The organism is Ramlibacter humi (genome assembly GCF_004681975.1).
Lineage (GTDB): Bacteria > Pseudomonadota > Gammaproteobacteria > Burkholderiales > Burkholderiaceae_C > Ramlibacter > Ramlibacter humi.
This window is the reverse complement of the sequence record NZ_SMLK01000002.1, coordinates 621,921-643,841: the sequence shown is the minus strand read 5'-3', so window position 1 is coordinate 643,841 and position 21,921 is coordinate 621,921. Positions and strand designations below refer to the sequence as shown.

Here is a 21,921-nt window from a genome sequence, read left to right as displayed (position 1 = left end):
CTTTCGAGAGATCGTTGGCTGAACTGGAAACTGGGAATCCCGGCCGGCCGTTTGGTTCAACGGCTGGCCGGCGCCACGGCCGAAGTGTGCGCCTCAGCGCCGCCGCTCGAGGCTTTGCGCGAAAGCGCGCAGCGTCTGCGGAGGCACCTCGCCCACCACCGTGAGCCACCATTCGTCGATGCGCCGGGTCAGCGTCTGGGTCGCGCCCGATGCGAACAGGCCTTCCTGCGCGTGGCGCTGCCGGTCGTAGGGCTCGACGAACAGCGACACCGCGGCCAGGCCGTCGGAGAAGACCCAATGCATGCTGCCTTCGGGCGCGCCGGGGGGCATGGGCCGCTTGTAGCAGCTCATCGGCTTGAAGCCGGCGACGGCCGCTTTCAACGCCCAGCCTTCGCTGGCAGGATTGGTCTTGATGGCGTCCGCGCGCTCCACGCGCCAGCCTGGCGGCGGCTGCATCATCTGCGACAACTTCTCGGCGCGCACGGGCGCATCGAGCTGCAGTTCGGAGAACGCGGCCTGCTCCAGCACGTTGCCTTCGGCGTCCAGCGTCTGCAGCTTGATGACGAGGCCCGAGCGCTTCTCGCTCCACACGCGGTAGCCGTAGCGCAGGCCGTCCTTGGGCGCGAGCTGCACGACGTCGGCGTCGAAGCCCGCCACGCGGTCGGCGCCCATGCGGCGCGCCGTGTAGAACTCGGGGATGGAGGTGTCGCTGGACTTGAGCAGGCTGGGGAAGAGGCCGATGGATTCGCGCTTCTCGGCGCGCACCAGCCGGTGCTCGGGCAGGAAGGTGATGACTTCGTCGTTCTTGCGGAACGTGGACCGGGGCGCGCCGGAGAGCACTTCCACCCGTTCCACCTGCTGCGTGGCGTCGCCCGAGTGCCAGATGCGCGCGCTGGACATCGCGCCGCCGCCGGCCGTCACCACGAACGTGCCGATGTAGCTGCGCACGCGCGAGGCTTCCTGCATGCGCATCAGCCACTCGTTCACCCCGCGGTCCCCGCCGGCCGGCGCGGGCGCCTGCTGCGCGACCGCGCCCAGCGCCCACAGCGCCAGCGCGCAACCGCCGACGGCGGCGCGAAGGGGAAGGAGGCCGGCCCGGGTCCCCATGGTCAGCGCGAAGGCCCTTCGAACGTGGCGTTGCGCAGGAAACCCGCGGGCGTCTGCAGCGCGGAAGCACTGCCCAGTTGCCGGTGGGCGGCGAGCAGTTCGTCGAGCTTGGGGTCGCGGATCATCGGGCCCGCGGCGCCGCCTGCCAGCACGGTGGCGGGCGCGGCTTCCTGCGGGGCGCTGGCCAGCTGCGGCTGCGCCGGCGGCAGCACCGCGATCTGCGGCTGGCCGCCCATGCCGGCGCCATTGGTGCCGGGAGAGACGATGGTCCAACCCACGGCGGCGAAAGCGGCCACCGAAGCCACCCCGGCCACCACCTTCCAGCGGAAATCGTTGGCCGCAGGCCGGCCGGCCTGCGGCACCAGCGGCGGCAACATGGCGGGAACCGGACGCGCCGGTTCCTGCGCCAGGCGCGGCGCCAGCTTGGCGAGGAAGTCCTGCGGCGCGCAGCCGCCGGCCAGCTCGCGCGAGCGCAGCACGTCGCCGATCAGGTGGTACGCGTGCCACGTCCGCAGCGCCGAGCGTTCCGCGCACACGGTTTCCAGCGCGTGCGCGAGCTCGTCGTCCCGCAGCTGGCCGTCCGCCAGCGCGGAGATCACTTCGTTCGTATCCATGTCCTTGTCCATCGCGTCACCTCGCGGGCTACCAGCGCTTGCCGGACTGATTCTCCAGCAACGGCTTTACCTTGGCCGAAATCGCCTCGCGCGCCCGGAAGATGCGCGAGCGCACGGTTCCGATCGGGCAGTTCATCACCTCCGCGATCTCCTCGTAAGTGAGCCCCTCGATCTCGCGCAGCGTGACGGCCTGGCGCAATTCGTCGGGCAGGGCTTCCATGGCCGAGTTGACCGTGGCGGCGATTTCCTTGGCGGCCAGCACCGTCTCCGGCGTTTCCGCGCTGGTTAGTTCGTTCTCCACCCCGGAAGTTTCATCGTCGTCGTCAGCGCCGCGCAGGGCGCTTTCCGAAACTACCGGGTCGCGCCGCAGATCGACCAGTGCCTTCTTGGCGGTGTTGACGGCAATGCGGTACAGCCACGTGTAGAACTGCGCTTCGCCCCGGAACTGGGCCAGCGCCCGGTAGGCACGGATGAAGGTTTCCTGGGCGATGTCCTGCACCAGGTCCTGGTCGCGCACCATGCGGCCGATCAGGCGCTCGATGCGGCGCTGGTACTTCAGTACCAGGAGTTCGTAGGCGCGCTGGTCGCCGGCGGCGGCGCGGGCCACCAGCACCTGGTCGGTGTCCTGGGGCGACGGCGCGGGGGCGGGCGGGCTCTGGGTCATGGTCTGGCCGGCGGCGTGCCGGCGCGGGGATGCTCGCCCGGAGGGGCGGGCGAATATACCGCACGGCGCAGCGCGTCCCAGCGCGCCGGCGCTCGCGAACGGTCGAGCCAGAACCAGTGCGCACGGCCCTCGCCCCGCCAGCGCAGCAGCAATGCACGCTGACAGTCGAGCGTCACGTCGACCGTGCCGCCGTCGGCCTGGATGCCGCTTTGCGGCGACCAGCGCCACGCGTTGCCGTCCCAGTCGAGCAGGCCGGCCGGGGCGCGCCACCACCAGCCCAACGCCAAGGCCGCGCTGACAGCGCATGCCGCTGCGCCGAGCCACCGCGCGCCGGGCCCAGCGCCGAGCAGCGCCCAAGCCGCGCAGGCGGCCGCACCCGCCGCGACCAGCCCGGCCAGGAGCCGGCCCAGAAAAGGCGAACGCCCCACCGGATAGCTCACCGATGGGGCGCCGTGCATGGAGTGCGCTGCTGCTTCAGACCCGCTTGAACACCAGCGTGCCGTTGGTGCCGCCGAAGCCGAAGTTGTTCTTGACCGCGACGTCGATCTTCAGGTCCCGCGCCTGGTTGGCGCAGTAGTCCAGGTCGCACTCGGGGTCCTGGTTGAAGATGTTGATGGTCGGCGGGCTCTTCTGGTGGTGCACCGCCAGCACGGTGAACACCGATTCGATACCGCCCGCGCCGCCCAGCAGGTGGCCGGTCATGGACTTGGTGGAGTTGACCACCACCTTCTTCGCGTGATCGCCCAGCGCCAGCTTGATGGCGTTGGTTTCGTTCAGGTCGCCCAGCGGCGTGGAGGTGCCGTGCGCGTTCAGGTAGTCCACCTGGTCGGCATTGACGCCCGCGTTGCGCAGCGCGCCGGCCATGGCACGGCGGGGACCGTCCACGTCGGGCGCGGTCATGTGGTACGCGTCGGCCGACATGCCGAAGCCCGCCACCTCGGCGTAGATCTTCGCGCCGCGCGCCTTCGCGTGCTCGTATTCCTCGAGCACCAGCACGCCGCCGCCTTCGCCCAGCACGAAGCCGTCGCGGTCCTTGTCCCAGGGGCGGGAAGCCGTGGCCGGATCGTCGTTGCGGGTGGACAGCGCGCGGGCGGAAGCGAAGCCGCCGATGCCCAGCGGTGACACGGACGACTCGGCGCCGCCGCAGACCATCACGTCGGCGTCGCCGCATTCGATCATGCGCGCCGACAGGCCCACCGCGTGCAGGCCCGTCGTGCAGGCCGTGACCACCGCGATGTTCGGGCCCTTGAAGCCGTACTTGATGGAGACGTGGCCCGAGATCATGTTGATGATCGACGCAGGCACAAAGAACGGCGACACGCGCCGCGGCCCGCGATTGACCAGCTCCGAATGGGTTTCCTCGATCATCGGCAGGCCGCCGATGCCGGCGCCGATGTTCACGCCGATGCGTTCGGCCAGCTCCGGCTGCAGCGCTTCACCGCTGGGCAGGCCGCTGTCGGCCACCGCCTGGCACGCCGCCGCCAGCCCCAGGTGGATGAAGCGGTCCATGTGGCGCGCTTCCTTCTCCGGGATGTAGTCGGCGATGTTGAAGCCCTTGACCTCCCCGGCGAACTTGCAGGCGAACGCCGACGCGTCGAACCGCGTGATGTTGGCGATGCCCGACCGGCCCGCGAGCAGGTTGGCCCACGATTCTTCAACCGTGTTGCCGACCGGGCTGACGCAGCCCAGGCCGGTGACGACGACTCGGCGACGGGACGACATCCGCTATCAGGCCTTCTGGTTCGCGTTCGCGTAGTCGATCGCGTTCTGGACCGTGGTGATCTTCTCGGCGTCCTCGTCCGGGATCTCGATGCCGAATTCGTCTTCCAGCGCCATCACCAGCTCGACCGTGTCAAGGGAGTCAGCGCCCAGGTCGGCCACGAAAGCCTTCTCGTTGGTCACCTGGGACTCCTCCACGCCGAGTTGCTCGGCGATGATCTTCTTGACGCGGGCTTCGATATCGCTCATGGGTTCCCTCTAGGGGTTTGTGAATGAATCGGGCATTTTAGCGTCCACGCCCCCTCCGGACGGGTTGCCGCCGGGCGGGCGGCGGGAGCGCTTCAGGCCATGAACATGCCGCCGTTGACGTGCAGTTCCTGCCCCGTCACGTAGCCAGCCTGCGGCGAGGCCAGGAAAGCGACGGCGTGGGCCACGTCGGCCGGCCGGCCCAGGTGCCCCAGCGGGATCTGGCCCAGCAGCGCCTTCTGCTGCTCTTCGGGAAGCGCCGACGTCATGTCGGTTTCGATGAAGCCCGGCGCCACGCAGTTGACGGTGATGCCGCGGCTGCCGAGCTCGCGCGCCAGCGCGCGGGTCATGCCCGCAACGCCGGCCTTGGCGGCGGCGTAGTTGGCCTGGCCCGGGTTGCCGGACGCACCGACCACGGACGTGATGTTGACGATGCGGCCGTAGCGCTGCTTCATCATCGTGCGCATCACCGCGCGGCTGAGCCGGAACACGGCCTTCAGGTTGGTGTCCAGCACCGCGTCCCAGTCGTCGTCCTTCATGCGCATGGCCAGCGTGTCGCGCGTGATGCCGGCGTTGTTCACCAGCACCTGCAGGCCGCCATGTTGCTTGACGATGCCGTCGATGGCGGCATCCACCGCGGCCGCGTCGTTGACGTCCAGCTTGATGCCACGGCCGCCTTGCGCCGACAGCGCCTGATTGACCTTCTGCGCACCATCGTCGGTGGTGGCGGTGCCGACCACGACCATGCCGATGCGGGCCAGTTCCTGCGCGATGGACGCGCCGATGCCGCGCGACGCACCGGTAACCAGCGCCACCTGGCCCTGGATCGATTCGTTGGTGCTCATGCCAGCAGCCCCTTCGCTTCGGCCAGCGTCGCGGGGTCGTACACCGCGCCGCTCACGATCGCGGGATCGATGCGCTTGCACAGGCCGGCCAGCACCTTGCCCGGACCGCACTCGATGACGATGCCGACACCACGGCCCTGGATGGCCTTGATGCAATCCACCCAGCGCACGGGGCCGAAGGCCTGCTCGTACAGCGCGGCGCGGATGCGATCCGGCTCGCTCTCGACCTTGGCTTCGATGTTGTTGACCACCGGAATGGCGGGCACGGCGATCTTCACCTGCGCCAGCTTCTCGCGCAGCCGTTCGGCGGCCGGCTTCATCAGGCTGGAGTGGAAAGGCGCCGACACGGGCAGCGGCAGCGCGCGCTTGGCGCCCATGCCCTTGAGCACTTCGCAGGCCTTGTCGACGGCGGCCTTGCTGCCGGCGATGACGGTCTGCGCGGGATCGTTGAAGTTGACGGCCTCGACCACCTCGTCGGTGTTGGTGCCGAACGAGCGCTGCGCTTCGGCACAGCCTTCGACGACCTTCTGCGAATCCAGGCCCAGGATGGCGGCCATGGCGCCGGTGCCCACGGGCACGGCGTCCTGCATCGCTTGTGCGCGGAAACGCACCAGCGGCGCGGCGTCGGCCAGGCTCAGCGCGCCCGCGGCGACCAGCGCCGAGTACTCGCCCAGCGAGTGGCCCGCGACCACGGACGGCTGCGCGCCGCCTTCAGCTACCCACGCTCGGTACGCGGCCACGCCCGCCACCAGCATCACCGGCTGCGTGTTGGTAGTCAGCGCCAGCGCTTCCTTCGGGCCTTCCTTGATCAGCTTGCCGATGTCCTCGCCGAGGGCTTGCGACGCTTCGGCAACGGCATCGCGGACGGCCGGGTGGCCGCCCCAGCCGTCGAGCATGCCGACGGCCTGCGAGCCCTGGCCGGGAAAGACGAATGCGAACGGTTTCATGGTTGTTGCTGCGCCTTCAGAAGTCCACCAGCACCGCGCCCCAGGTGAAGCCGCCGCCGACGCCTTCCAGCATCAGCGTGTCGCCCTTGCGGATGCGGCCTTCGCGCACCGCGGTGTCGAGCGCCAGGGGGATGGACGCCGCCGAGGTGTTGCCGTGCTGGTCCACCGTGACGATGAGCTTTTCCAGCGGCAGTTTCAGCTTCTTCGCGGTGCTCTGCATGATGCGGATGTTGGCCTGGTGCGGGACCAGCCAGTCGATGTCGACATCGGTGCGGCCCGCCTTCGCCAGCGTGGCGCGCGCGGCGTCTTCCAGCACGCCGACGGCGAGCTTAAAGACGGCCTGGCCGTCCATCTTCAGGAAGGCGTCGCCGAGCACCTGGTTGCCCGACACGTTGCCCGGCACGCACAGGATGCCCGCGTGCTTGCCGTCGGCATGCAGGTCGGTGGCCAGGATGCCGGGCGTCTCCGATGCTTCGAGCACCACCGCGCCGGCGCCGTCGCCGAACAGCACGCAGGTGGTGCGGTCGTTGAAGTCGAGGATGCGCGAGAACACTTCCGCGCCGACCACCAGCGCCCTCCTCGCGCTGCCGGTGCGGATCATCGCGTCGGCCACCGTCAGCGCATAGACGAAGCCGCTGCACACGGCCTGCACGTCGAAGGCGGGACAGCCAGCGATGCCCAGCTTGTTCTGCAGGATGCACGCGGCGGAAGGGAACACCATGTCCGGCGTGGACGTGGCGAAGACGATCAGGTCGATGTCCTGTGCGGTGCAGCCGGCCGCATCCATCGCCTGGCGGCACGCGGGAGCGGCCAGGTCGCTGGAGGTGACGTCGGGACCGGCGAAGTGGCGCGAGCGGATGCCCGTGCGTTCGATGATCCACTGGTCGGAAGTTTCGACCCCGCGGGTGGCCAGTTCGGCGGCGAGGTCGGCGTTGGTCACTCGGCGCGGGGGCAGGTAGCTGCCGGTGCCGGCGATGCGCGAGTAAAGCGTCATTCGGAAGCGACCGCCTCGGCGGGCGGCGCATCGGCCGGCGAGCCAGTCAGCAACGGCCTGGCATGGGCGATGCGCGCCTGGACACGATCGAGCAAGTTGTTGCGGGCCGCATCATACGCGCGGGCCAGTGCCTGGCCGAACGCGAAGTCGTCCGCCGAGCCGTGGCTCTTGAACACCAGGCCGCGCAGGCCCAGCAGCGCGGCGCCGTTGTAGCGGCGGTAGTCGACGCGGTTCTTGAAGGCGTTCAGCACCGGCAGGCCGACCAGCGCGGCCAGCTTGGTGAGCGGGTTGCGCGAGAACTCCTCGCGCAGGAAGCCGCCGATCATGCTGGCCAGGCCTTCGCTGGTCTTGAGCGCCACGTTGCCGACGAAGCCGTCGCACACGACGATGTCGGTGGTGCCCTTGAAGATGTCGTTGCCTTCCACGTTGCCGTGGAAGTTCAGGTCGCCGGCGGCGGCGGCGGCGCGCAGCAGTTCGCCGGCGCGCTTGATCACTTCGTTGCCCTTGATCATCTCTTCGCCGATGTTCAGCAGGCCCACGCTGGGGTTGTCCTGGTCCTTCAGCGCGGAAACCAGCGCCGAACCCAGCACGGCGAACTGCAGCAGGTGCTGCTCGGTGCAGTCGACGTTGGCGCCCAGGTCCAGCACGGTGGTGGCGCCGCCCTTGGCGTTGGGCAGCGGCGAGGCGATGGCAGGACGGTCGATGCCGTCGACCGTCTTCAAAAGGTAGCGGGCCAGCGCCATCAGCGCACCGGTGTTGCCGGCCGACACCGCGGCTTGCGCGCGGCCGTCCTTGACCTGCTGGATGGCCACCCGCATGGACGAATCCTTCTTGCGGCGCAGCGCGACTTCCACCGGGTCGTCCATCGCCACGACCTCAGTCGCGGGCACGTGCTCGGCGCGCGGGTGGTGGAAAGCGCGGACTTCGTCGCCGCCCACGAGCAGCAGGCGCGCTTCGGGGTGAGTCTCGAGGAACCGGCGGCAGGCAGGCAGCGTCACCCGCGGGCCGTGGTCGCCGCCCATGGCATCGACGGCCAGGATCGTCGTCATGTCCTCAACTGTAGGGCTTGATGCGCCGCGGCCCAGCGGGCAAGAAAAAGGCCCGGGCTGCGCAGGCAGCGGCGGGCCCTCTTCGGGACGGCGCGACCAGAGGAGGTCAGGCGTCGTTCTTGGTCTTGAGCACCTTGCGGCCACGGTAGAAGCCGTTCGGGCTGATGTGGTGGCGCAGGTGCGTCTCGCCCGTGGTGGGCTCGACGGCGATACCGGGCACCGTCAGCGCGTTGTGCGAACGGTGCATGCCCCGCTTGGAGGGCGACTTCTTGTTTTGCTGGACGGCCATGGCGGGCTCCTGACTTCGGTCTGGCCCCCGCGAAGGCGCGGGAGCGGGTCAATAAGGTGGGTGGAGTGGCGCGGGGTCCAATGCAGGGTTCCTTGGACCTTCCGGCGCGAAGCCTGCCATTATATACGGCATCCACCGGCCGTGCCCAGCTGGTCAGTGCGGGCCGTTTTTCAGGCCCTTCAGCACGGCGAAAGGGTTCTCCGCCGGGCCTTCTTCCTCGAACTCCGCGTCGGCGGCCGACAGCTGCACCTGGACCGGGCAGACCTCGTGGCGCGGCACCACCGGCACTTCCATCAGCAGTTCGTCCTCCACCAGGGCCGGCAAGTCGAACGCGCGGCTGAGCGCCAGCAGGTCTTCCTCGGCCTCGTCGTCCTGCGCGGCGGCGGTTTCCTCGTCGGCGACGAAGCGGAACGACCGCTCCACCCGCAGCGGCACGTCCAGCGGTTCCAGGCAGCGCTGGCAGGTCATGGGCAGCACGGTATCGGCGTCGAGGTGCAGCCAGATCTCCGGCTGCACGTGCTTGGGGTTCACCAGCTCACCTTCGGCGTGCCAGTGCACGGGACGGTCGGCGCCCTGGCCGCGCGCTTCCTGCGCCAGGCGCGGGAGGTCGGCGATGCGGGCGTCACCGGTGAGTTCGGCGCCCTCTTCCGCGAATGCGCGGACGTCGAGGCGCTGCGGCTGGAACACGCGAGTCATGCGGTTCAGTGTAAGAGAATCGCCCGATGCCTCCTGTCAGCGCACACGCTTCGCGGCCCCTCATCCTCGGCTCGACTTCGCGCTATCGGCGCGAGCTGATGGGGCGCCTGGGCCTGCCGTTCGACGTGGTCGCGCCGGACGTCGATGAGGCGCCCGAGCCGGGCGAAACGCCGGCCGCCCTCGCGCGCCGCCTGGCGCTCGCCAAGGCGCAGGCCGTCGCGCGCAAGCACCCCGGCGCCATCGTGATCGGCTCCGACCAGGTCGCGGACCTCGACGGGCAGCCGCTGGGAAAGCCCGGCGACCATGCGCGCGCCACGGCGCAGTTGCGCAGCATGCGAGGCCACACGGTGGTCTTCCAGACCGCGCTGGCCGTGGTGTGCCTCGACAGCGGATTCGAAGGCCAGGACCTCGCGCCGGTCGAAGTGGTGTTCCGCTCGCTCACCGACGCCGAGATCGAGGACTACCTGCGCAAGGAACAGCCGTACGACTGCGCGGGCAGCGCGAAGAGCGAAGGGCTGGGTATCTCGCTGCTCGATGCGATCCGCAGCGACGATCCCACCGCGCTCATCGGCTTGCCACTGATCCGCACCTGCCGGCTGCTGCGCATGGCGGGCCTGCAGGTGCCCTGATGCCCGGGAAGCTGTACCTCGTTCCCGCGCCGCTGGATTTCGGCTGCGAACCCCAGGCGCCGCTGGCCGACGTGCTGCCCGCCGCCACCATCGCCACGGCCGCCAAGCTGACGCACTGGGTCGTCGAGAACGCCAAGTCCGCACGCGCCTTCCTCAAGCGCGTGAACGAAGTGCAACCGCTCGCGGTGCCCATCCAGCAGATGCAGCTGACCGAGCTGCCACGCGAGGTGCACAAGAAAGGCGACCACGCCGGCGGGTTCGACGCGCGCCCGCTGATCGCGCCCGCGCTGCAGGGCCACGACCTCGGCCTGCTCAGCGAAGCCGGCATGCCGGCGGTGGCCGACCCCGGTTCCTCCGTCGTGCGTGCCGCGCATGACGCGGGCATGGCGGTCGTTCCGCTGACGGGCCCCGTTTCGCTGTTGCTCGCGCTGGCCGCCAGCGGATTGAACGGGCAGAACTTCGCCTTCGTCGGCTACCTGCCGCAGCAGCCCGCGCCGCGCGCCCAGGCGATCCGCGAGCTGGAAGCACTGGCACGGCGCACCGGCCAGACGCAGCTGTTCATCGAGACGCCGTACCGCAACGCGGCGCTGTGGCAATCGCTGCTGGAAACGCTGAAAGGCGACACGCGCCTGGCATTCGCCAGCGGCCTGACGCTGCCCACCGCCGCCATCGCCAGCCGCACGGCGGCCCAATGGAAAACGTCGCCGGGCACGGGGCCCGGCGACGCTCCTGCGGTCTTCCTGATGGGTGTCTAGCGCAGCGACGGCATCACGTGCATCGCATGCACCATGCCTGCGCCGATGGACGCGCCGAACTTCTTGGCCAGCCGCTCGGCCACGTTCTCGCGCTGCGTGTAGTCGACCAGGTCCTCGGCCTTGATCACCTCGCGCGCCACGTAGTCCAGGTTGGCCATCTGGTCGGCCAGGCCCATGTCCACCGCCTGCTGGCCGGTCCAGAACAGGCCGGTGAACAGCTCCGGCGTTTCCTTCAGCCGCTTGCCACGGCCGGCCTTCACCACCGAGATGAACTGCTGGTGGATCTGGTCCAGCATCTGCTGCGCGTGCTGGCGGTGCTTCTCGGTCTGCGGGCTGAACGGGTCGAGGAAGCCCTTGTTCTCGCCGGCGGTCATCAGGCGCCTTTCGATGCCCAGCTTGTCCATCAGGCCGACGAAGCCGAAGCCGTCCATCAGCACGCCGATGCTGCCGACGATGCTGGCCTTGTCGACGAAGATCTTGTCGGTGCCGGCGGCGATGTAGTACGCGGCCGAAGCGCACGACTCCTCGACCACCGCGTACACCGGCTTGTTGTACTTGGCCTTCAGGCGCTTGATCTCGTCGTTGATGATGCCGGCCTGCACGGGGCTTCCCCCGGGAGAGTTGATCAGCAGCACGATGCCTTGCGCGCCGGCGTCCTCGAAAGCGGCGCGCATGGCGGCCACCACGGTTTCCGCGCTGGCGTCGGAGCCGGCCGCGATCTCACCCTTGATCTCGATCACCGCCGTGTGCGGGCTGGTCTTGTCGCTCGCCTTGCCGGGGCCCCGGAAGCCGAGTGCCCAGACGGCGAACAGCAGGAACAGCAGCCATGCCAGGCTGCGGAACATGCGCCAGCGGCGCGCGGCGCGCTGCTCGTTGAGCGTGGCGAACACCAATCGCTCCATGGTCTGGCGCTCCCACCCGGGCGGCAGGCCCGCGGCGGATGGCGGAGGGACGGACGGTTCCCGCGGGGAACCGGGATCGAGCGGATCGGACATGCGTTCGCTTCTCAGAAGGCAACAGGTTGCAGGTTCCAGGCAGTATGCCAGTGCACCACCCCGTCGCGCTCGGTGAGGTCAATGCGCACCAGCCCGCCGCGGCACGGTCCGCCGCCGCACTCGCCCGTGTCGGGCCGATAGACGGCGCCGTGGGTGGAGCAGAGCAGCCACTGGCCGCTGTCGTCGAAGAAGCGGTTGGGCTGCCAGTCCATCTCCATCGCGACGTGCGCGCACCGGTTCAGGTACGCGTGAACCTTGCCCTGCCATCTCACCGCGAATGCGCGGCAGGTCTGGCCGGCATGGACCACGTCGAACGGCACCGCGTCGCCGCCGTCCACCAGGTCGCGGCTGTCGCACAGCGCGATCAGCTGCTGGTCAGGCATGTTCCAGCAGCCAGTCGCGCAGGTCGCGCACGGAATGCGCGATGTGGCGCGGGCCCAGTTCGTGGAAGCTGTCGGGCTCGTGCGCGCCGTAGGTCACGCCCACGCTCGCGCAGCCGGCGTTGCGCGCCATCTCCAGGTCGTGCGTGGTGTCCCCGACCATCAGCGTGCGGCCCGGCTCGGCGCCGAACTCGCGCATCAGTTCCTGCAGCATCAGCGGGTGCGGCTTGCCGGCGGTCTCATCGGCCGTGCGCGATCCATCGAAGACGCCGTGCAGTTCCTCCGTGCGCAGCACCTCGTCCAGCCCGCGGCGCGACTTGCCCGTCGCCACCGCCAGCCAATGGTGGCGCGCCCTCAGCTCTTGAAGCAGCGGCAGCACGCCGTCGAACAGGCTGAGATCGTTCTGGTGCTGGTCGTAGTGGTGGCGATAGCGCTGCCCCAGCTCCTGATACTTCTCCGGCGGGACGTCAGGCGCGGCGCGCGCCAGCGCCTGGCCCAGGCTCATGCCGATGACATAGGCCGCTGCCTGCTCGGTGGGCAGGGCGCCGCCCACGTCGACCACCGCGCGCTGGATGCAGCGCACGATGACCTTGGTGGAGTCGTAGAGGGTGCCGTCCCAATCGAAGGCGATGAGGTCAAACTGGCGCGGCCGTGGGCTGGGCATGGCGATCGGCGAACTGGGAAAGATCGGGGGGCAGCGGCGCTTCGAAGGCGAGCGCCTCGCCGGTGGCGGGATGGGCGAACTGTAATCGCCACGCGTGAAGGAACATGCGCTTGAGCCCCTGCCGCTGCAGCGCCTTGTTCAGCTCGAAGTCGCCGTACTTGTCGTCGCCCGCGATGGGGTGGCCCTGCGACGCCAGGTGCACGCGGATCTGGTGCGTGCGGCCGGTCTTGATGGTCACTTCCAGCAACGTGAAAGCGCCCAGCCGGCGCGCCACTTTCACCAGGGTGATGGAGCGCATGCCGTCGGGGTCGTCCTTGCCGACCACGCGCACGCGCCGCTCGCCCGCGGCCTCTTCGCCGCCTGCCACCAGGTACTTGTGCAGCGGCAGGTCGATGACTTTCTTGTTCGCCGGCCAGGCGCCGACGGCCAGCGCGAGATAGGTCTTGCCGGTCTCGCGGCCGCGGAACTGGTCCTGCAGCTTCGTCAATGCCGAGCGGCGCTTGGCGATCAGCAGCACGCCGCTGGTTTCGCGGTCCAGCCGGTGCACCAGTTCCAGGAATTTCGCGGTGGGCCGCGATTGCCGCAGCTGTTCGATCACGCCGAAGCTCACGCCGCTGCCGCCGTGCACGGCCACGCCGGCGGGCTTGTCGATGGCGATCAGGTGGTCGTCCTCGAACAGCACCGGGAATTCGCGCGCCGGCGCGGGCTTGGCTTCGCCTTCGGCCACCCGCTCGGGCAGCCGGACGGGCGGAACCCGCACGACGTCGCCCGCTTCCACGCGGGTGTCGGCCGCCGCCCGGCCCTTGTTCACCCGCACCTCGCCGCTGCGGATGATGCGGTAGACGTGGGTCTTGGGGACGCCCTTCAGCTCGCGCAGCAGGAAGTTGTCCAGCCGCTGCCCCGCCGATTCCTCGCCCACCTGGACGGTTTTCACCGCCGCTTTGGCGGCGGGGCCGGCGGCCCGTATAATGCCTTTCACTAGCGTTTTGCCGTAAGTGTTTGATTTGGCTGGAGTTTAGTCCGCCGCTGCACTGGCCGACGCTGGCAGGTCGATGCCGACGTCGCCCTGGCCCTTCCCGGAACCGGACCACCCGTCCCACCTTCCGCGCGCGGCCCGGGCGCCGGAGCCGCCGACGCGATTTGCGAAACCCGAACCGGAATACGAGCCGCCAGCGACCGAAGCTGGCGGCGGATAAGCGAGACTCCCCGTGCTGATGGTGCTTTTCCTGGCTTGCTGGCGGTGGCTGATGCCGCCCGCCGCCGGCCATGGGCCATCGGTGCTGGCCTGGCAATCGCCGCAGGCGGCAGTTCCTGCGGCCCGCCGCCGGGCTGCTCCCCTCCTCGCCCCCATCCACGCGCCACCCCTGCGATTGTTGACGTAGCCCCCGGCACGTCGACGCGCACCCCGCGCGCCTTCCGCTTCCCGTCTCGCCCCGCGTCCGCGCCGGCATCGTGGGCCCGTCCCCGGGCCGCATGTGAACGAGAACAAGAAGGTGACGCTATGAAGCGGATGCTGATCAATGCCACGCAGGCCGAAGAGCGCCGGCTGGCCATCGTCGACGGGCAGAAGCTCCTCGACTACGAAATCGAGATCGAAGGGCGCGAGCAGCGCAAGGGCAACATCTACAAGGCCGTCGTCACGCGCGTCGAGCCTTCGCTGGAAGCCTGTTTCGTCGACTACGGCGAGGACCGCCACGGCTTCCTGCCGTTCAAGGAAATCTCCAAGCAGTACTTCGCGCAGGGCGTGTCGCCCTCGCAGGCGCGCATCAACGAGGCGATCCGCGAAGGCCAGGAGCTGCTGGTCCAGGTGGAGAAGGAAGAGCGCGGCAACAAGGGGGCGGCGCTCACCACCTTCATCTCGCTGGCCGGCCGCTACGTGGTGCTGATGCCCAACAACCCGCGCGGCGGCGGCGTCAGCCGGCGCATCGAGGGCGAGGACCGGCAGGAACTCAAGGAGAACATGGACCAGTTGGAGTACCCCAACGGCATGTCCATCATCGCGCGCACCGCCGGCATCGGCCGCAGCGCGCCCGAGCTGCAGTGGGACCTGAACTACCTGCTCAAGCTGTGGAACGCCATCGACGGCGCCGCCAAGGGCGGCAAGGGCGCGTTCCTGATCTACCAGGAGTCGTCGCTGGTCATCCGTGCGATCCGCGACTACTTCAACAACGACATCGGCGACATCCTGATCGACACGGACGACATCTACGAGCAGGCGCAGCAGTTCATGTCGCACGTCATGCCCGAGCACGCCGCCCGGGTGAAGCGCTACCGCGACGACGCGCCGCTCTTCTCGCGCTTCCAGATCGAGCACCAGATCGAGTCGGCGTACGCCCGCGAGGTGAAGCTGCCGTCCGGCGGCGTCATCGTCATCGACCACACCGAAGCGCTGGTCTCCATCGACGTCAACTCGGCGCGCGCGATCAAGGGCGGCGACATCGAGGAGACCGCCACCCGCACCAACCTGGAGGCCGCCGACGAAGTGGCGCGCCAGATGCGCCTGCGCGACCTGGGCGGCCTGATCGTCATCGACTTCATCGACATGGAGGAGTCGAAGAACCGCCGCGAGGTGGAGAACCGCCTGCGCGATGCGCTGCGCCAGGACCGCGCGCGCGTGCAGTTCGGCACCATCAGCAAGTTCGGCCTGATGGAGATGAGCCGCCAGCGCCTGCGCCCGGCGCTGTCCGAAGGCGCTTCCATCCCCTGCCCGCGCTGCGGCGGCCACGGCCACATCCGCGACACGGAAAGCTCCGCGCTGCAGATCCTGCGCATCATCCAGGAAGAGTCGATGAAAGACTCCACCGCCGCGGTGCACGTGCAGGTGCCGGTGGAAGTCGCCTCGTTCCTGCTGAACGAGAAGCGCACCGAGATCACCAAGATCGAGCTGAAGCAGCGCCTGAACGTGCTGCTGGTGCCCAACAAGTCGCTGGACACGCCGCACTACAAGCTGGAACGCCTGAAGCACGACGACCCGCGCCTGGACAACCTGAAGGCCAGCTACCACATGGCCGAGGAGTTCGACGAGGAGACCACCGTCACCCGCCGCTCGCAGGAACGCACCAACCGGCAGGAACCCGTCATCAAGGGCGTGCTGCCCGACGCGCCGGCGCCCGTCGCGCCGCCCAAGCCCGAGAAGGTGGCCGAGCCCGCACCGCAAGCCGCTGCACGCGCGCCCGCCGCGGCGCCCGCGCCTGTGGCCGCAACGCCCGAGCCCAGCTTCTTCTCCTGGATCCGCAACCTGTTCAGCCCGCAACCGGCCGCTGCGCCGGCGCCCGCCGCAGCCGCACCTGCCGCGGCCGGTGGTGAAGCCAGGCGCGAAGGAGGCCGCGGCGAACGTGGCGATGGCCGCCGTGGTGGCCGGGGCCGGGGCGACCGTGGTGGCCGCGGAGGCCGCGATCACGAGCAGCGCCGCGACGGTGAACAGCGGCGCGAACGCGTCGCGGCCGAAGGCGGCGAGGCACAGCAGCAGCGCGCCGAAGGCGAGCAGCGCCGTGACCGCCCCCCGCGCGGTGAACGCGGTGAACGCGGTGAACGTGGCGAGCAGCGTGCCGACCGCGAACCGCGTGAACAGCGGGAACCGCGCGAGCAACGCGAAGGCCGCGGCGAACGCGATCGCCGTGACCGCCGCGACGAGCGCCGTGGCGACGAGCAGCGCCAGGGCCAGGAAGCCGGTGCACCGAACAGCGCCGTGCCGGAAGCTCGCGGCGATCGCCCCCCGCGTGGTGAGCGCGGTGAGCGTGGCGAAGGCCGCCGCGACCGTGGCGAGCGTGGCGACCGCCGTCCGCGTGAAGGCGCGCAAGCGCTGAGCGAAGACGCGGTGGTCGAAGGCGCCAGCGCCGAAGCCGCCGATCTCGCGGCCATGAACGGCGCCGCGCCGCAAGGCGGGCAGCCGGAAGGCGAAGGCCGCCGCGAGCCGCGCCGCTCACGCGACCGCTATGGCCGTGACCGCCGCGAACGCAACGGCCGCGAAGAGCGCGAAGAAGGCGCTCCCGCTGCCGCCGCCGAGCAAACGGGTGAAGCAGCGCCGTTCGCCGAAGAGCGCCGCCCGCGCTACCCCACCGGCTTCGTCTCCGACGAGGCGCCCGCCGGCGAGCAGGCCGCTCCCGCGCCGTCCGCCGCGCCCATCGCGGTGCAGCCGCCTGCTGCGGCACCCACCCCCGCGCCGGCCGCGCCCGCCGGGCTGCCCAAGGTGCAGCGGTTCGAGCTGCCGGTGGACCAGCTGGTCCGCGTGGCGTCCGAGTCCGGCCTCGAGTGGGTCAACTCGAACGCCGAAAAGATCGCCGCCGTCCAGGCCGCCATCGCCGCCGAACCCAAGCCGATCCGCGTGCCGCGCGAGCGTCCCCCGGTCGTAGTGCTCGACGAAGGCCCGCTGGTGCTGGTGGAAACCCGCCGCGACCTGCGCGACCTGAAGCTGCCGTTCGAGACGCAGCCGCTGCAATAAGCCGCACGGCCGTCGACCGAAAGGGAGCCCGAGGGCTCCCTTTTTCATTGGCCGGGCTTCGAAAGTGCCGCTGGCGTGAATCCTTCACGCGGTCCAGCTCATGCATGCCGATAGGATCGCGCGCTGGGCAGATGCCCGCATACCGGAGGGGTTCCAGTGGAAGATTTCCAACAAGCCGTCAAGACGTGCTTCAGCAAATACGCCGACTTCAGCGGCCGCGCCGGCCGGCCGGAGTTCTGGTGGTTCTTCTTGTTCCAGCTGGTGGTCTGCCTGGTCACCGGCATGATCAACGACTGGGTGTCGATCATCGCGGCCTTGGCGCTGCTGGTGCCCTCCCTGGCCGCCGGTGCGCGCCGCCTGCACGACACCGGCAAGACCGCCTGGCTGCTGCTGATCGGCCTGATCCCGATCATCGGCCTGGTGATCCTCTGGTTCCTGGCGCAGCCCAGCCAGGCCGGCGACAACCAGTACGGCCCTGCCGCCACGCCCACCGGCGACTTGGTGCCGGGCCAGCAGTGAGTTGAGCACCTCGCCAAAAAAGGAGCCGTAGAGGCTCCTTTTTTATTGGGAATGGTTTCACGAACCCGTGCGCTTGACGACGGCGTCGCCCCGAATACTTCATAAGAAGGATTACTCGCACCTTTCGGTCCCAGAAAGTATTACCCCTCTCAAACACAGAGGAGGAATACTTGAAAACTCGAATCAACCAGCTTCCGGGCCGCGCGATGGCTTGGCTGGGCGTCCTCGCATTGGCCGCCGCCGTCAGCGGATGCGGCGGCGGTGGCGGCGAAAGCGGAACAGCGCCCGCTGTCGCGGACGCCCGAAATGGCGACTACACCGTGTTCGCGGCCAATACGCAGCAGTACGCCCTGTCCCTCGACTTCGACGCGAAGACCTATCACCTCAAAGGGGCCGGGACGGACGACACGGGCAGCTTCTCCGCTTCGGGAAGCAACTTCCAGTTCACGCCGGCAGGCACGGCCCCCGCCGTGAACAACGCGACCTTCAGCCAGTTCGGGGACACCGTCGCCGGCGGCTTGCGCATCGGGGCCAAGGTGGTTCCCTTCATTGCTTCTCGGTCATTCGTCACCACCATGGGCGAAGCAGAGGGGCAGTACAAGTTCCTGACGACCATCGTCGACACGGCTGCTCCAGCGAACAACAACATCTTCACCGGTGAAATCGTCGCGGGCACATTCAGGCAGTGCAACGACCTCACCATCTATACCATCGCGACCTGTCCCGCAGCCTCCGTCAGGACGGCTGTCGTGACCAATGACGGCCCGGACTTCACCGCGGACTTCGGTGCGATCGGGAAGATCACCTTCCGAATCGCCAAGGTGGGCACCGAGAAGATCTTCCTGCGCGCGAGCCAATCCGCCGGCACGTCTCGCCGCTTCTGGATCGGCTTGAATCAGTCGGCCACTTTCAGCGACGTCGCCGGTGCAGGGGTCAATAGCGAGTCGCAGGGCACCACGACCAATGTGACCACGGCCGCGCTCACCTCGACTCAGCGCACGGAAACCAATGTCCAGACGGCACGCAATGGCCCTGCGGTCGCGACGCTGGTGCCGGGTTTGTTGGGCATCAACACGGCCGCCGATGGACTCTTCTTTGCCATGCGCTCTGCTGACATGGTCTTCGTGTTCGCCGGGCTCGACAACCTCGTGCACCCCGGGTACGTCGAAATCGGCAAACGCTGATCGGCGGGGCGCCTACTCGCCCTTGCAGACGGAAAGCGCGCCCTTGAGGCGCGCTTTCTTTTGGGTAAGCCGGCGGTTCTCCTACTTCCGCGCCGCCTCTTTCCACGCCGAAGCGGCCGCCTCCGCATCTCCGCGCTCTTCCGCCAGCACCGCCAACGCGCGGCAAGCGTCACGATGCAGCCGCGCATCCTGCAGCCCCAGCGAAGCCTGACGCAGCAGCTGCTGCGCCTTGCCCCAAAGCTGGCGCTTCATGCACGCCATGCCAGCCAGGTATTGCAGCGTGGCGTCGCGCGGGTTGGCGCGCTGGGCGCCTTCGATGTGGGCCAGCCAGACGCCATCGAGGCTGTCCAGGCCCTGCTCCAGCGCGGCCACCAGCTTCACCTTCAGCGAGTCGCTCAGCTGGGGCAGGCGCTCCCAAACCGGCAGCAGCCATTCGCGCGCGAGGCCCGCGTCGCCGCCCAGCATCACGAGCCGCGTGGCAGCATGGACCGCCAGCTCGGGCATCGCGCGCTCCTGCGGTTCCAGCGACAGCCAGGCGCGCTGCAGTTGCGCGGGCTCGTGCGCGGTGTTCAGCAGGTCGGTCGCCAATCCGCGCACCAGGCTTTCCGCCGCGGACGAAGAGAACGCGCGGTGCTTGGCCAGCAGCCGCGCGGTCTCCAGCGCTTCGCCGGTGTGGCGTGCCAGGCGCGCGGCCTTGAGCTTCATCCGCAGTGCGAGCGTGCGGCGGCCGGCGCCCGTCGGCAGTTCGCGCAGCCAGCCGATGGCGGCGTGCGGCTCGCGGTCGTCGAGCGACCAGCGTGCCGCGCGCAGCAGGGCGCCTTCGTGCGTTTCCTGCGCGTCGCGCGCGCCGGTCTGCTCCAGCGCCTGCCGCAGGTGCTCCTCGCGCGCCGGGCGGTCCTGCAGCGCCTGCGCGCTTTCGGCGGCCAGCAGGTGGGCGATGGTGCGCAGTTGCGAGCCGTTGGCGGGCGCGGCGCCGCCGGCGGAAAGCGATGCTTCCTGCGCCAGCGCCGACTCCGCCGACTTGCGCGCGCGAATGAAGCGGCCCGCCAGCAGGTGCGACGCGGCGTCGAGCAGCGAAGCGTGCATGCCCCGCTCGCGCTGTTGCACGCGCCAGCGCAGCGCCTGCCGCGGCAGGTCGAACAGCGCCGCCAGCGCGCGGAGCGCGGCGTGCAGGAACAGGAAAGCGCCCAGCAGGAGCAGCAGCACCAGGTTGAGCGACAGGTCCACGCGGTACGGCGGCCAGAACACCGTCACCGTGCCCTGGTTGTTGCCCGCGAACAGCGCCACCGCGGCCGCGATGCCGAACAGTGCGAGAAGCCACAGCGCGGCGCGCACGCCTTATCTCCCCGCCGCCGTGGTGGCCAGCGTGGCCAGCGTTTCGTCAATGCGCGGCACGTCGACCACGCGCAATTGCTGCTGCGTCTGCTGCAGCAGCGCGACCATCGCCTGGGTGCGGCGCGCGGCGGGATCGAAGTACTTCTGCAGCGCGACGGAAGCCGCGGACACGTCGGCGCGCGCCGCGTCGATCTGCCGCGACAGCAGCGCCAGCCGCGCGTTCATCAGCCGCAACTTCAGGTTCTCGCGCAGGAAGAAAGCCTGGTCGGGCGCAACGAGCGCGGCTTCAGGCTGGTCGATGCGGCTCACGCGCACCAGGCTGCGCGCTTCGTCGCGCACGGCGGCGATGGCAGGTTCCCACCACGGAGCAGGCCGCGACGCCGGCGCGCTGGCGGGCTTGGCCGGCGCGCGGCCTGCCGCCGCGCCGACGGCGTTGGCCAGCGGCAGTTCGTCGACCTGCCGCGCGATGTCGTCGATGCGCAGCAGGATGCCGGGCACGTCGGCCACGGCCGCGGTCTTGATGCGGTCCATGTCGCGCGTGATGGCGGCGCGGATGCGTGCCAGCCGCGGCTCGCCCGAGCGGGCCAGGCGCTGGTCGGCGGTACGCAGCGCGGCCAGCAGCGGCTCGGCGCTGAGCGTCAGCTGGGCCTGCTGTTGCGCCAGGCGCAGGCCGGCTTCGATGTCCACCACCAGGTTCTCGTCACGCGAGCGCGACAGGCTCTGCATCAGGTCCTCGAGCTGGCCGCGCTGCATCGCCACCTCGTTCAGGCGCGTCTCGGCGACGGCCTGGCGCGCCGCCACGTCGCGCGCGAGTTCCTGCGCCTGTTTCGCGATGGCGCGCGCCTCCACGGACTGGCTGCCGGCGTCGGCGCTCTGGCGCGCCAGCTGTTCCTGGATGGTCGACAGCTTCTGCCAGAGCAATCCACTCAGCGCGAGCGACACCAGCGCCAGGACGGCGAGCAGGCCCATGGCCCGGCGCGCCGGCGCTCCGCGGCCGGACCCGGCCGGATCGGCGGCGGGAGCAGTCGCGGGGAGGTGGTCGGTGGAAGGAGAGCTCGGAGCGGCTGGCTCGCGTTCGGGCTCGGCACTCATCCGAATGATTCTAGGGCGGCGGCCACGGCCGCCCGGCCGGGTCGTGACGGGCAAACAACACCGAAGCCCGCTTCCCGCGCGGCCTGCGCGATGCGCTCATGGGTCGCCACGGCACGGGCGCGCGACCAGTCCTGGGCTGGCAGCAAGTGCGCGAGATTGCGGATGGCTTCGCTGCTGCTGAAGAGCCAGACGGCGCCACCGCCTGCCGCGCGGGCCGCTTCATCCGCTTGCATCGCCGACCACGACGGCGCGCGGCGCGAGTACGTGGCGACGGTTTCAACCTGCACGCCGGCGGACGCCAGGCGCGACCTCAGCCAGTCGCGGCCCGCCGGTTCACCGGTGGCGTCGGCACCGCGCAGGAGCAGGACACGCGCGCCGGCCACCGCCTGGCCTTCGACCAGCGCCCACAACGCTTCCGAATCGAATTGCGCAGCGGCCTCGTCCGGCGAGTCGATCGCTTGTGCCGGGATGCCGGCTGCGAGCAACGCATCGCGAGTGCCGGGGCCCGTCGCCCAGGCGCGCATGCGTGCCGGCCAGGAGCAGCGCTCACCGAGCAGCCCGCGCACTGCGTTGGCGCTGACGAACATCGCTGCGTTGAAATCGCCCAGCGCCTGCCGGGCACGCGCCAACGCATCCGCATCCGGCGGCGGCCCGATCTCGATCAGCGGCAGCGAAACGACCTCATGGCCCGCGGCGCGCAGGTCGCGCGCCCAACCCGCAGCGTCCTGCGCCGGCCGGGTGAGCACCACGCGCATGC

Annotated in this window: 24 protein-coding genes; 5 read left to right on the top strand and 19 right to left on the bottom strand. The window is 69.8% G+C overall.

Annotated features, from left to right (window positions below):
- Window positions 1–93: 93 nt before the first annotated feature.
- From EZ216_RS10480 to EZ216_RS10425, 12 genes are all read right to left on the bottom strand, one after another.
- The gene (locus tag EZ216_RS10480) at window positions 94–1,107 is read right to left on the bottom strand and encodes a MucB/RseB C-terminal domain-containing protein (RefSeq protein WP_135249678.1); all 1,014 of its coding nucleotides are present in this window, start codon (window positions 1,105–1,107) and stop codon (window positions 94–96) included.
- 2 nt (window positions 1,108–1,109) lie between these two features.
- The gene (locus EZ216_RS10475) at window positions 1,110–1,721 is read right to left on the bottom strand and encodes a sigma-E factor negative regulatory protein (protein WP_239024331.1); all 612 of its coding nucleotides are present in this window, start codon (window positions 1,719–1,721) and stop codon (window positions 1,110–1,112) included.
- Between the two features lie 28 nt (window positions 1,722–1,749).
- Window positions 1,750–2,385: an RNA polymerase sigma factor RpoE gene (gene rpoE / locus EZ216_RS10470; RefSeq protein ID WP_135249676.1), complete on the bottom strand. Its 636-nt coding sequence runs from the start codon at window positions 2,383–2,385 to the stop codon at window positions 1,750–1,752.
- Window positions 2,382–2,825, bottom strand: coding sequence for a hypothetical protein (locus tag EZ216_RS10465; RefSeq protein WP_135249675.1), 444 nt, complete (start codon window positions 2,823–2,825; stop codon window positions 2,382–2,384). Before EZ216_RS10465 ends, rpoE begins: the two co-directional genes overlap by 4 nt.
- 34 nt (window positions 2,826–2,859) lie before the next feature.
- Window positions 2,860–4,107: a beta-ketoacyl-ACP synthase II gene (gene fabF / locus EZ216_RS10460; protein WP_135249674.1), complete on the bottom strand. Its 1,248-nt coding sequence runs from the start codon at window positions 4,105–4,107 to the stop codon at window positions 2,860–2,862.
- 6 nt (window positions 4,108–4,113) lie between these two features.
- Window positions 4,114–4,353 carry an acyl carrier protein gene (acpP, locus tag EZ216_RS10455; protein WP_055900628.1) on the bottom strand — a complete coding sequence of 80 codons (240 nt, stop codon included), beginning with the start codon at window positions 4,351–4,353 and terminating at the stop codon, window positions 4,114–4,116.
- Window positions 4,354–4,445: 92 nt separating this feature from the next.
- Window positions 4,446–5,195: a 3-oxoacyl-ACP reductase FabG gene (gene fabG, locus EZ216_RS10450; protein ID WP_135249673.1), complete on the bottom strand. Its 750-nt coding sequence runs from the start codon at window positions 5,193–5,195 to the stop codon at window positions 4,446–4,448.
- Window positions 5,192–6,142 carry an ACP S-malonyltransferase gene (fabD, locus tag EZ216_RS10445; protein ID WP_135249672.1) on the bottom strand — a complete coding sequence of 317 codons (951 nt, stop codon included), beginning with the start codon at window positions 6,140–6,142 and terminating at the stop codon, window positions 5,192–5,194. Before fabD ends, fabG begins: the two co-directional genes overlap by 4 nt.
- A 16-nt stretch (window positions 6,143–6,158) precedes the next feature.
- Window positions 6,159–7,136, bottom strand: coding sequence for a beta-ketoacyl-ACP synthase III (locus tag EZ216_RS10440; protein ID WP_135249671.1), 978 nt, complete (start codon window positions 7,134–7,136; stop codon window positions 6,159–6,161).
- The gene (plsX, locus tag EZ216_RS10435) at window positions 7,133–8,185 is read right to left on the bottom strand and encodes a phosphate acyltransferase PlsX (RefSeq protein WP_135249670.1); all 1,053 of its coding nucleotides are present in this window, start codon (window positions 8,183–8,185) and stop codon (window positions 7,133–7,135) included. Before plsX ends, EZ216_RS10440 begins: the two co-directional genes overlap by 4 nt.
- 106 nt (window positions 8,186–8,291) lie before the next feature.
- Entirely contained in the window at window positions 8,292–8,474 is a 183-nt protein-coding gene (rpmF, locus tag EZ216_RS10430) for a 50S ribosomal protein L32 (RefSeq protein WP_135249669.1), read from the bottom strand.
- Window positions 8,475–8,627: 153 nt separating this feature from the next.
- Window positions 8,628–9,170, bottom strand: a complete 543-nt coding sequence (locus tag EZ216_RS10425) for a YceD family protein (RefSeq protein ID WP_135249668.1) — start codon at window positions 9,168–9,170, stop codon at window positions 8,628–8,630.
- Window positions 9,171–9,196: 26 nt separating this feature from the next.
- On the opposite strand from EZ216_RS10425, the gene EZ216_RS10420 reads away from it, so the two are divergent.
- Window positions 9,197–9,799, top strand: coding sequence for a Maf family nucleotide pyrophosphatase (locus tag EZ216_RS10420; RefSeq protein WP_135249667.1), 603 nt, complete (start codon window positions 9,197–9,199; stop codon window positions 9,797–9,799).
- Window positions 9,799–10,554 (top strand): SAM-dependent methyltransferase, encoded by a 756-nt coding sequence (locus EZ216_RS10415; protein WP_135249666.1) that lies wholly within the window; start codon window positions 9,799–9,801, stop codon window positions 10,552–10,554. Before EZ216_RS10420 ends, EZ216_RS10415 begins: the two co-directional genes overlap by 1 nt.
- On the opposite strand, the gene EZ216_RS10410 is transcribed toward EZ216_RS10415, so the two are convergent.
- From EZ216_RS10410 to EZ216_RS10395, 4 genes are read right to left on the bottom strand one after another with little or no spacing between them, the layout of a single operon-like run.
- Window positions 10,551–11,549 (bottom strand): S49 family peptidase, encoded by a 999-nt coding sequence (locus EZ216_RS10410; protein ID WP_135249665.1) that lies wholly within the window; start codon window positions 11,547–11,549, stop codon window positions 10,551–10,553. The two genes, EZ216_RS10415 and EZ216_RS10410, sit on opposite strands and share 4 nt — an antisense overlap.
- Window positions 11,550–11,560: 11 nt before the next feature.
- Window positions 11,561–11,932, bottom strand: coding sequence for a Rieske (2Fe-2S) protein (locus tag EZ216_RS10405; protein ID WP_135249664.1), 372 nt, complete (start codon window positions 11,930–11,932; stop codon window positions 11,561–11,563).
- Window positions 11,925–12,593, bottom strand: a complete 669-nt coding sequence (locus tag EZ216_RS10400; protein ID WP_135249663.1) for an HAD family hydrolase — start codon at window positions 12,591–12,593, stop codon at window positions 11,925–11,927. The genes EZ216_RS10405 and EZ216_RS10400 overlap by 8 nt, the downstream gene beginning before the upstream one ends.
- A complete protein-coding gene (locus tag EZ216_RS10395; protein ID WP_135249662.1) occupies window positions 12,565–13,572 on the bottom strand; it encodes an RluA family pseudouridine synthase in 1,008 nt (335 codons plus the stop codon). The genes EZ216_RS10400 and EZ216_RS10395 overlap by 29 nt, the downstream gene beginning before the upstream one ends.
- Window positions 13,573–14,094: 522 nt before the next feature.
- On the opposite strand from EZ216_RS10395, the gene EZ216_RS10390 reads away from it, so the two are divergent.
- The 3 genes from EZ216_RS10390 (at window position 14,095) to EZ216_RS10380 (ending at window position 18,737) form a co-directional block, all read left to right on the top strand.
- Entirely contained in the window at window positions 14,095–17,034 is a 2,940-nt protein-coding gene (locus EZ216_RS10390; protein ID WP_135249661.1) for an Rne/Rng family ribonuclease, read from the top strand.
- 156 nt (window positions 17,035–17,190) lie between these two features.
- Window positions 17,191–17,553, top strand: coding sequence for a DUF805 domain-containing protein (locus EZ216_RS10385; protein WP_135249660.1), 363 nt, complete (start codon window positions 17,191–17,193; stop codon window positions 17,551–17,553).
- Between the two features lie 170 nt (window positions 17,554–17,723).
- Window positions 17,724–18,737: a hypothetical protein gene (locus EZ216_RS10380; RefSeq protein WP_135249659.1), complete on the top strand. Its 1,014-nt coding sequence runs from the start codon at window positions 17,724–17,726 to the stop codon at window positions 18,735–18,737.
- A gap of 81 nt (window positions 18,738–18,818) precedes the next feature.
- On the opposite strand, the gene EZ216_RS10375 is transcribed toward EZ216_RS10380, so the two are convergent.
- The 3 genes from EZ216_RS10375 to EZ216_RS10365 are packed head-to-tail and all read right to left on the bottom strand — an operon-like array spanning window position 18,819 to window position 21,919.
- The gene (locus EZ216_RS10375) at window positions 18,819–20,072 is read right to left on the bottom strand and encodes a heme biosynthesis protein HemY (RefSeq protein ID WP_135249658.1); all 1,254 of its coding nucleotides are present in this window, start codon (window positions 20,070–20,072) and stop codon (window positions 18,819–18,821) included.
- A gap of 3 nt (window positions 20,073–20,075) precedes the next feature.
- The gene (locus EZ216_RS10370; RefSeq protein WP_135249657.1) at window positions 20,076–21,164 is read right to left on the bottom strand and encodes a uroporphyrinogen-III C-methyltransferase; all 1,089 of its coding nucleotides are present in this window, start codon (window positions 21,162–21,164) and stop codon (window positions 20,076–20,078) included.
- Window positions 21,161–21,919, bottom strand: coding sequence for a uroporphyrinogen-III synthase (locus tag EZ216_RS10365; RefSeq protein WP_135249656.1), 759 nt, complete (start codon window positions 21,917–21,919; stop codon window positions 21,161–21,163). Before EZ216_RS10365 ends, EZ216_RS10370 begins: the two co-directional genes overlap by 4 nt.
- Window positions 21,920–21,921: the final 2 nt, after the last annotated feature.

What these genes read in the sequence shown, in the direction of transcription:
- EZ216_RS10420 (WP_135249667.1), top strand. Translation starts at nt 9,197, where the DNA reads ATGCCTCCTGTCAGCGCACACGCTTCGCGGCCCCTCATCCTCGGCTCG.
- EZ216_RS10370 (WP_135249657.1), bottom strand. Translation starts at nt 21,164, where the DNA reads ATGAGTGCCGAGCCCGAACGCGAGCCAGCCGCTCCGAGCTCTCCTTCC.
- EZ216_RS10475 (WP_239024331.1), bottom strand. Translation starts at nt 1,721, where the DNA reads ATGGATACGAACGAAGTGATCTCCGCGCTGGCGGACGGCCAGCTGCGG.
- EZ216_RS10425 (WP_135249668.1), bottom strand. Translation starts at nt 9,170, where the DNA reads ATGACTCGCGTGTTCCAGCCGCAGCGCCTCGACGTCCGCGCATTCGCG.
- EZ216_RS10400 (WP_135249663.1), bottom strand. Translation starts at nt 12,593, where the DNA reads ATGCCCAGCCCACGGCCGCGCCAGTTTGACCTCATCGCCTTCGATTGG.
- EZ216_RS10480 (WP_135249678.1), bottom strand. Translation starts at nt 1,107, where the DNA reads ATGGGGACCCGGGCCGGCCTCCTTCCCCTTCGCGCCGCCGTCGGCGGT.
- EZ216_RS10405 (WP_135249664.1), bottom strand. Translation starts at nt 11,932, where the DNA reads ATGCCTGACCAGCAGCTGATCGCGCTGTGCGACAGCCGCGACCTGGTG.
- EZ216_RS10410 (WP_135249665.1), bottom strand. Translation starts at nt 11,549, where the DNA reads ATGTCCGATCCGCTCGATCCCGGTTCCCCGCGGGAACCGTCCGTCCCT.
- rpoE (WP_135249676.1), bottom strand. Translation starts at nt 2,385, where the DNA reads ATGACCCAGAGCCCGCCCGCCCCCGCGCCGTCGCCCCAGGACACCGAC.
- rpmF (WP_135249669.1), bottom strand. Translation starts at nt 8,474, where the DNA reads ATGGCCGTCCAGCAAAACAAGAAGTCGCCCTCCAAGCGGGGCATGCAC.
- EZ216_RS10365 (WP_135249656.1), bottom strand. Translation starts at nt 21,919, where the DNA reads ATGCGCGTGGTGCTCACCCGGCCGGCGCAGGACGCTGCGGGTTGGGCG.
- EZ216_RS10390 (WP_135249661.1), top strand. Translation starts at nt 14,095, where the DNA reads ATGAAGCGGATGCTGATCAATGCCACGCAGGCCGAAGAGCGCCGGCTG.
- EZ216_RS10440 (WP_135249671.1), bottom strand. Translation starts at nt 7,136, where the DNA reads ATGACGCTTTACTCGCGCATCGCCGGCACCGGCAGCTACCTGCCCCCG.
- fabG (WP_135249673.1), bottom strand. Translation starts at nt 5,195, where the DNA reads ATGAGCACCAACGAATCGATCCAGGGCCAGGTGGCGCTGGTTACCGGT.
- fabF (WP_135249674.1), bottom strand. Translation starts at nt 4,107, where the DNA reads ATGTCGTCCCGTCGCCGAGTCGTCGTCACCGGCCTGGGCTGCGTCAGC.
- EZ216_RS10415 (WP_135249666.1), top strand. Translation starts at nt 9,799, where the DNA reads ATGCCCGGGAAGCTGTACCTCGTTCCCGCGCCGCTGGATTTCGGCTGC.
- plsX (WP_135249670.1), bottom strand. Translation starts at nt 8,185, where the DNA reads ATGACGACGATCCTGGCCGTCGATGCCATGGGCGGCGACCACGGCCCG.
- acpP (WP_055900628.1), bottom strand. Translation starts at nt 4,353, where the DNA reads ATGAGCGATATCGAAGCCCGCGTCAAGAAGATCATCGCCGAGCAACTC.
- fabD (WP_135249672.1), bottom strand. Translation starts at nt 6,142, where the DNA reads ATGAAACCGTTCGCATTCGTCTTTCCCGGCCAGGGCTCGCAGGCCGTC.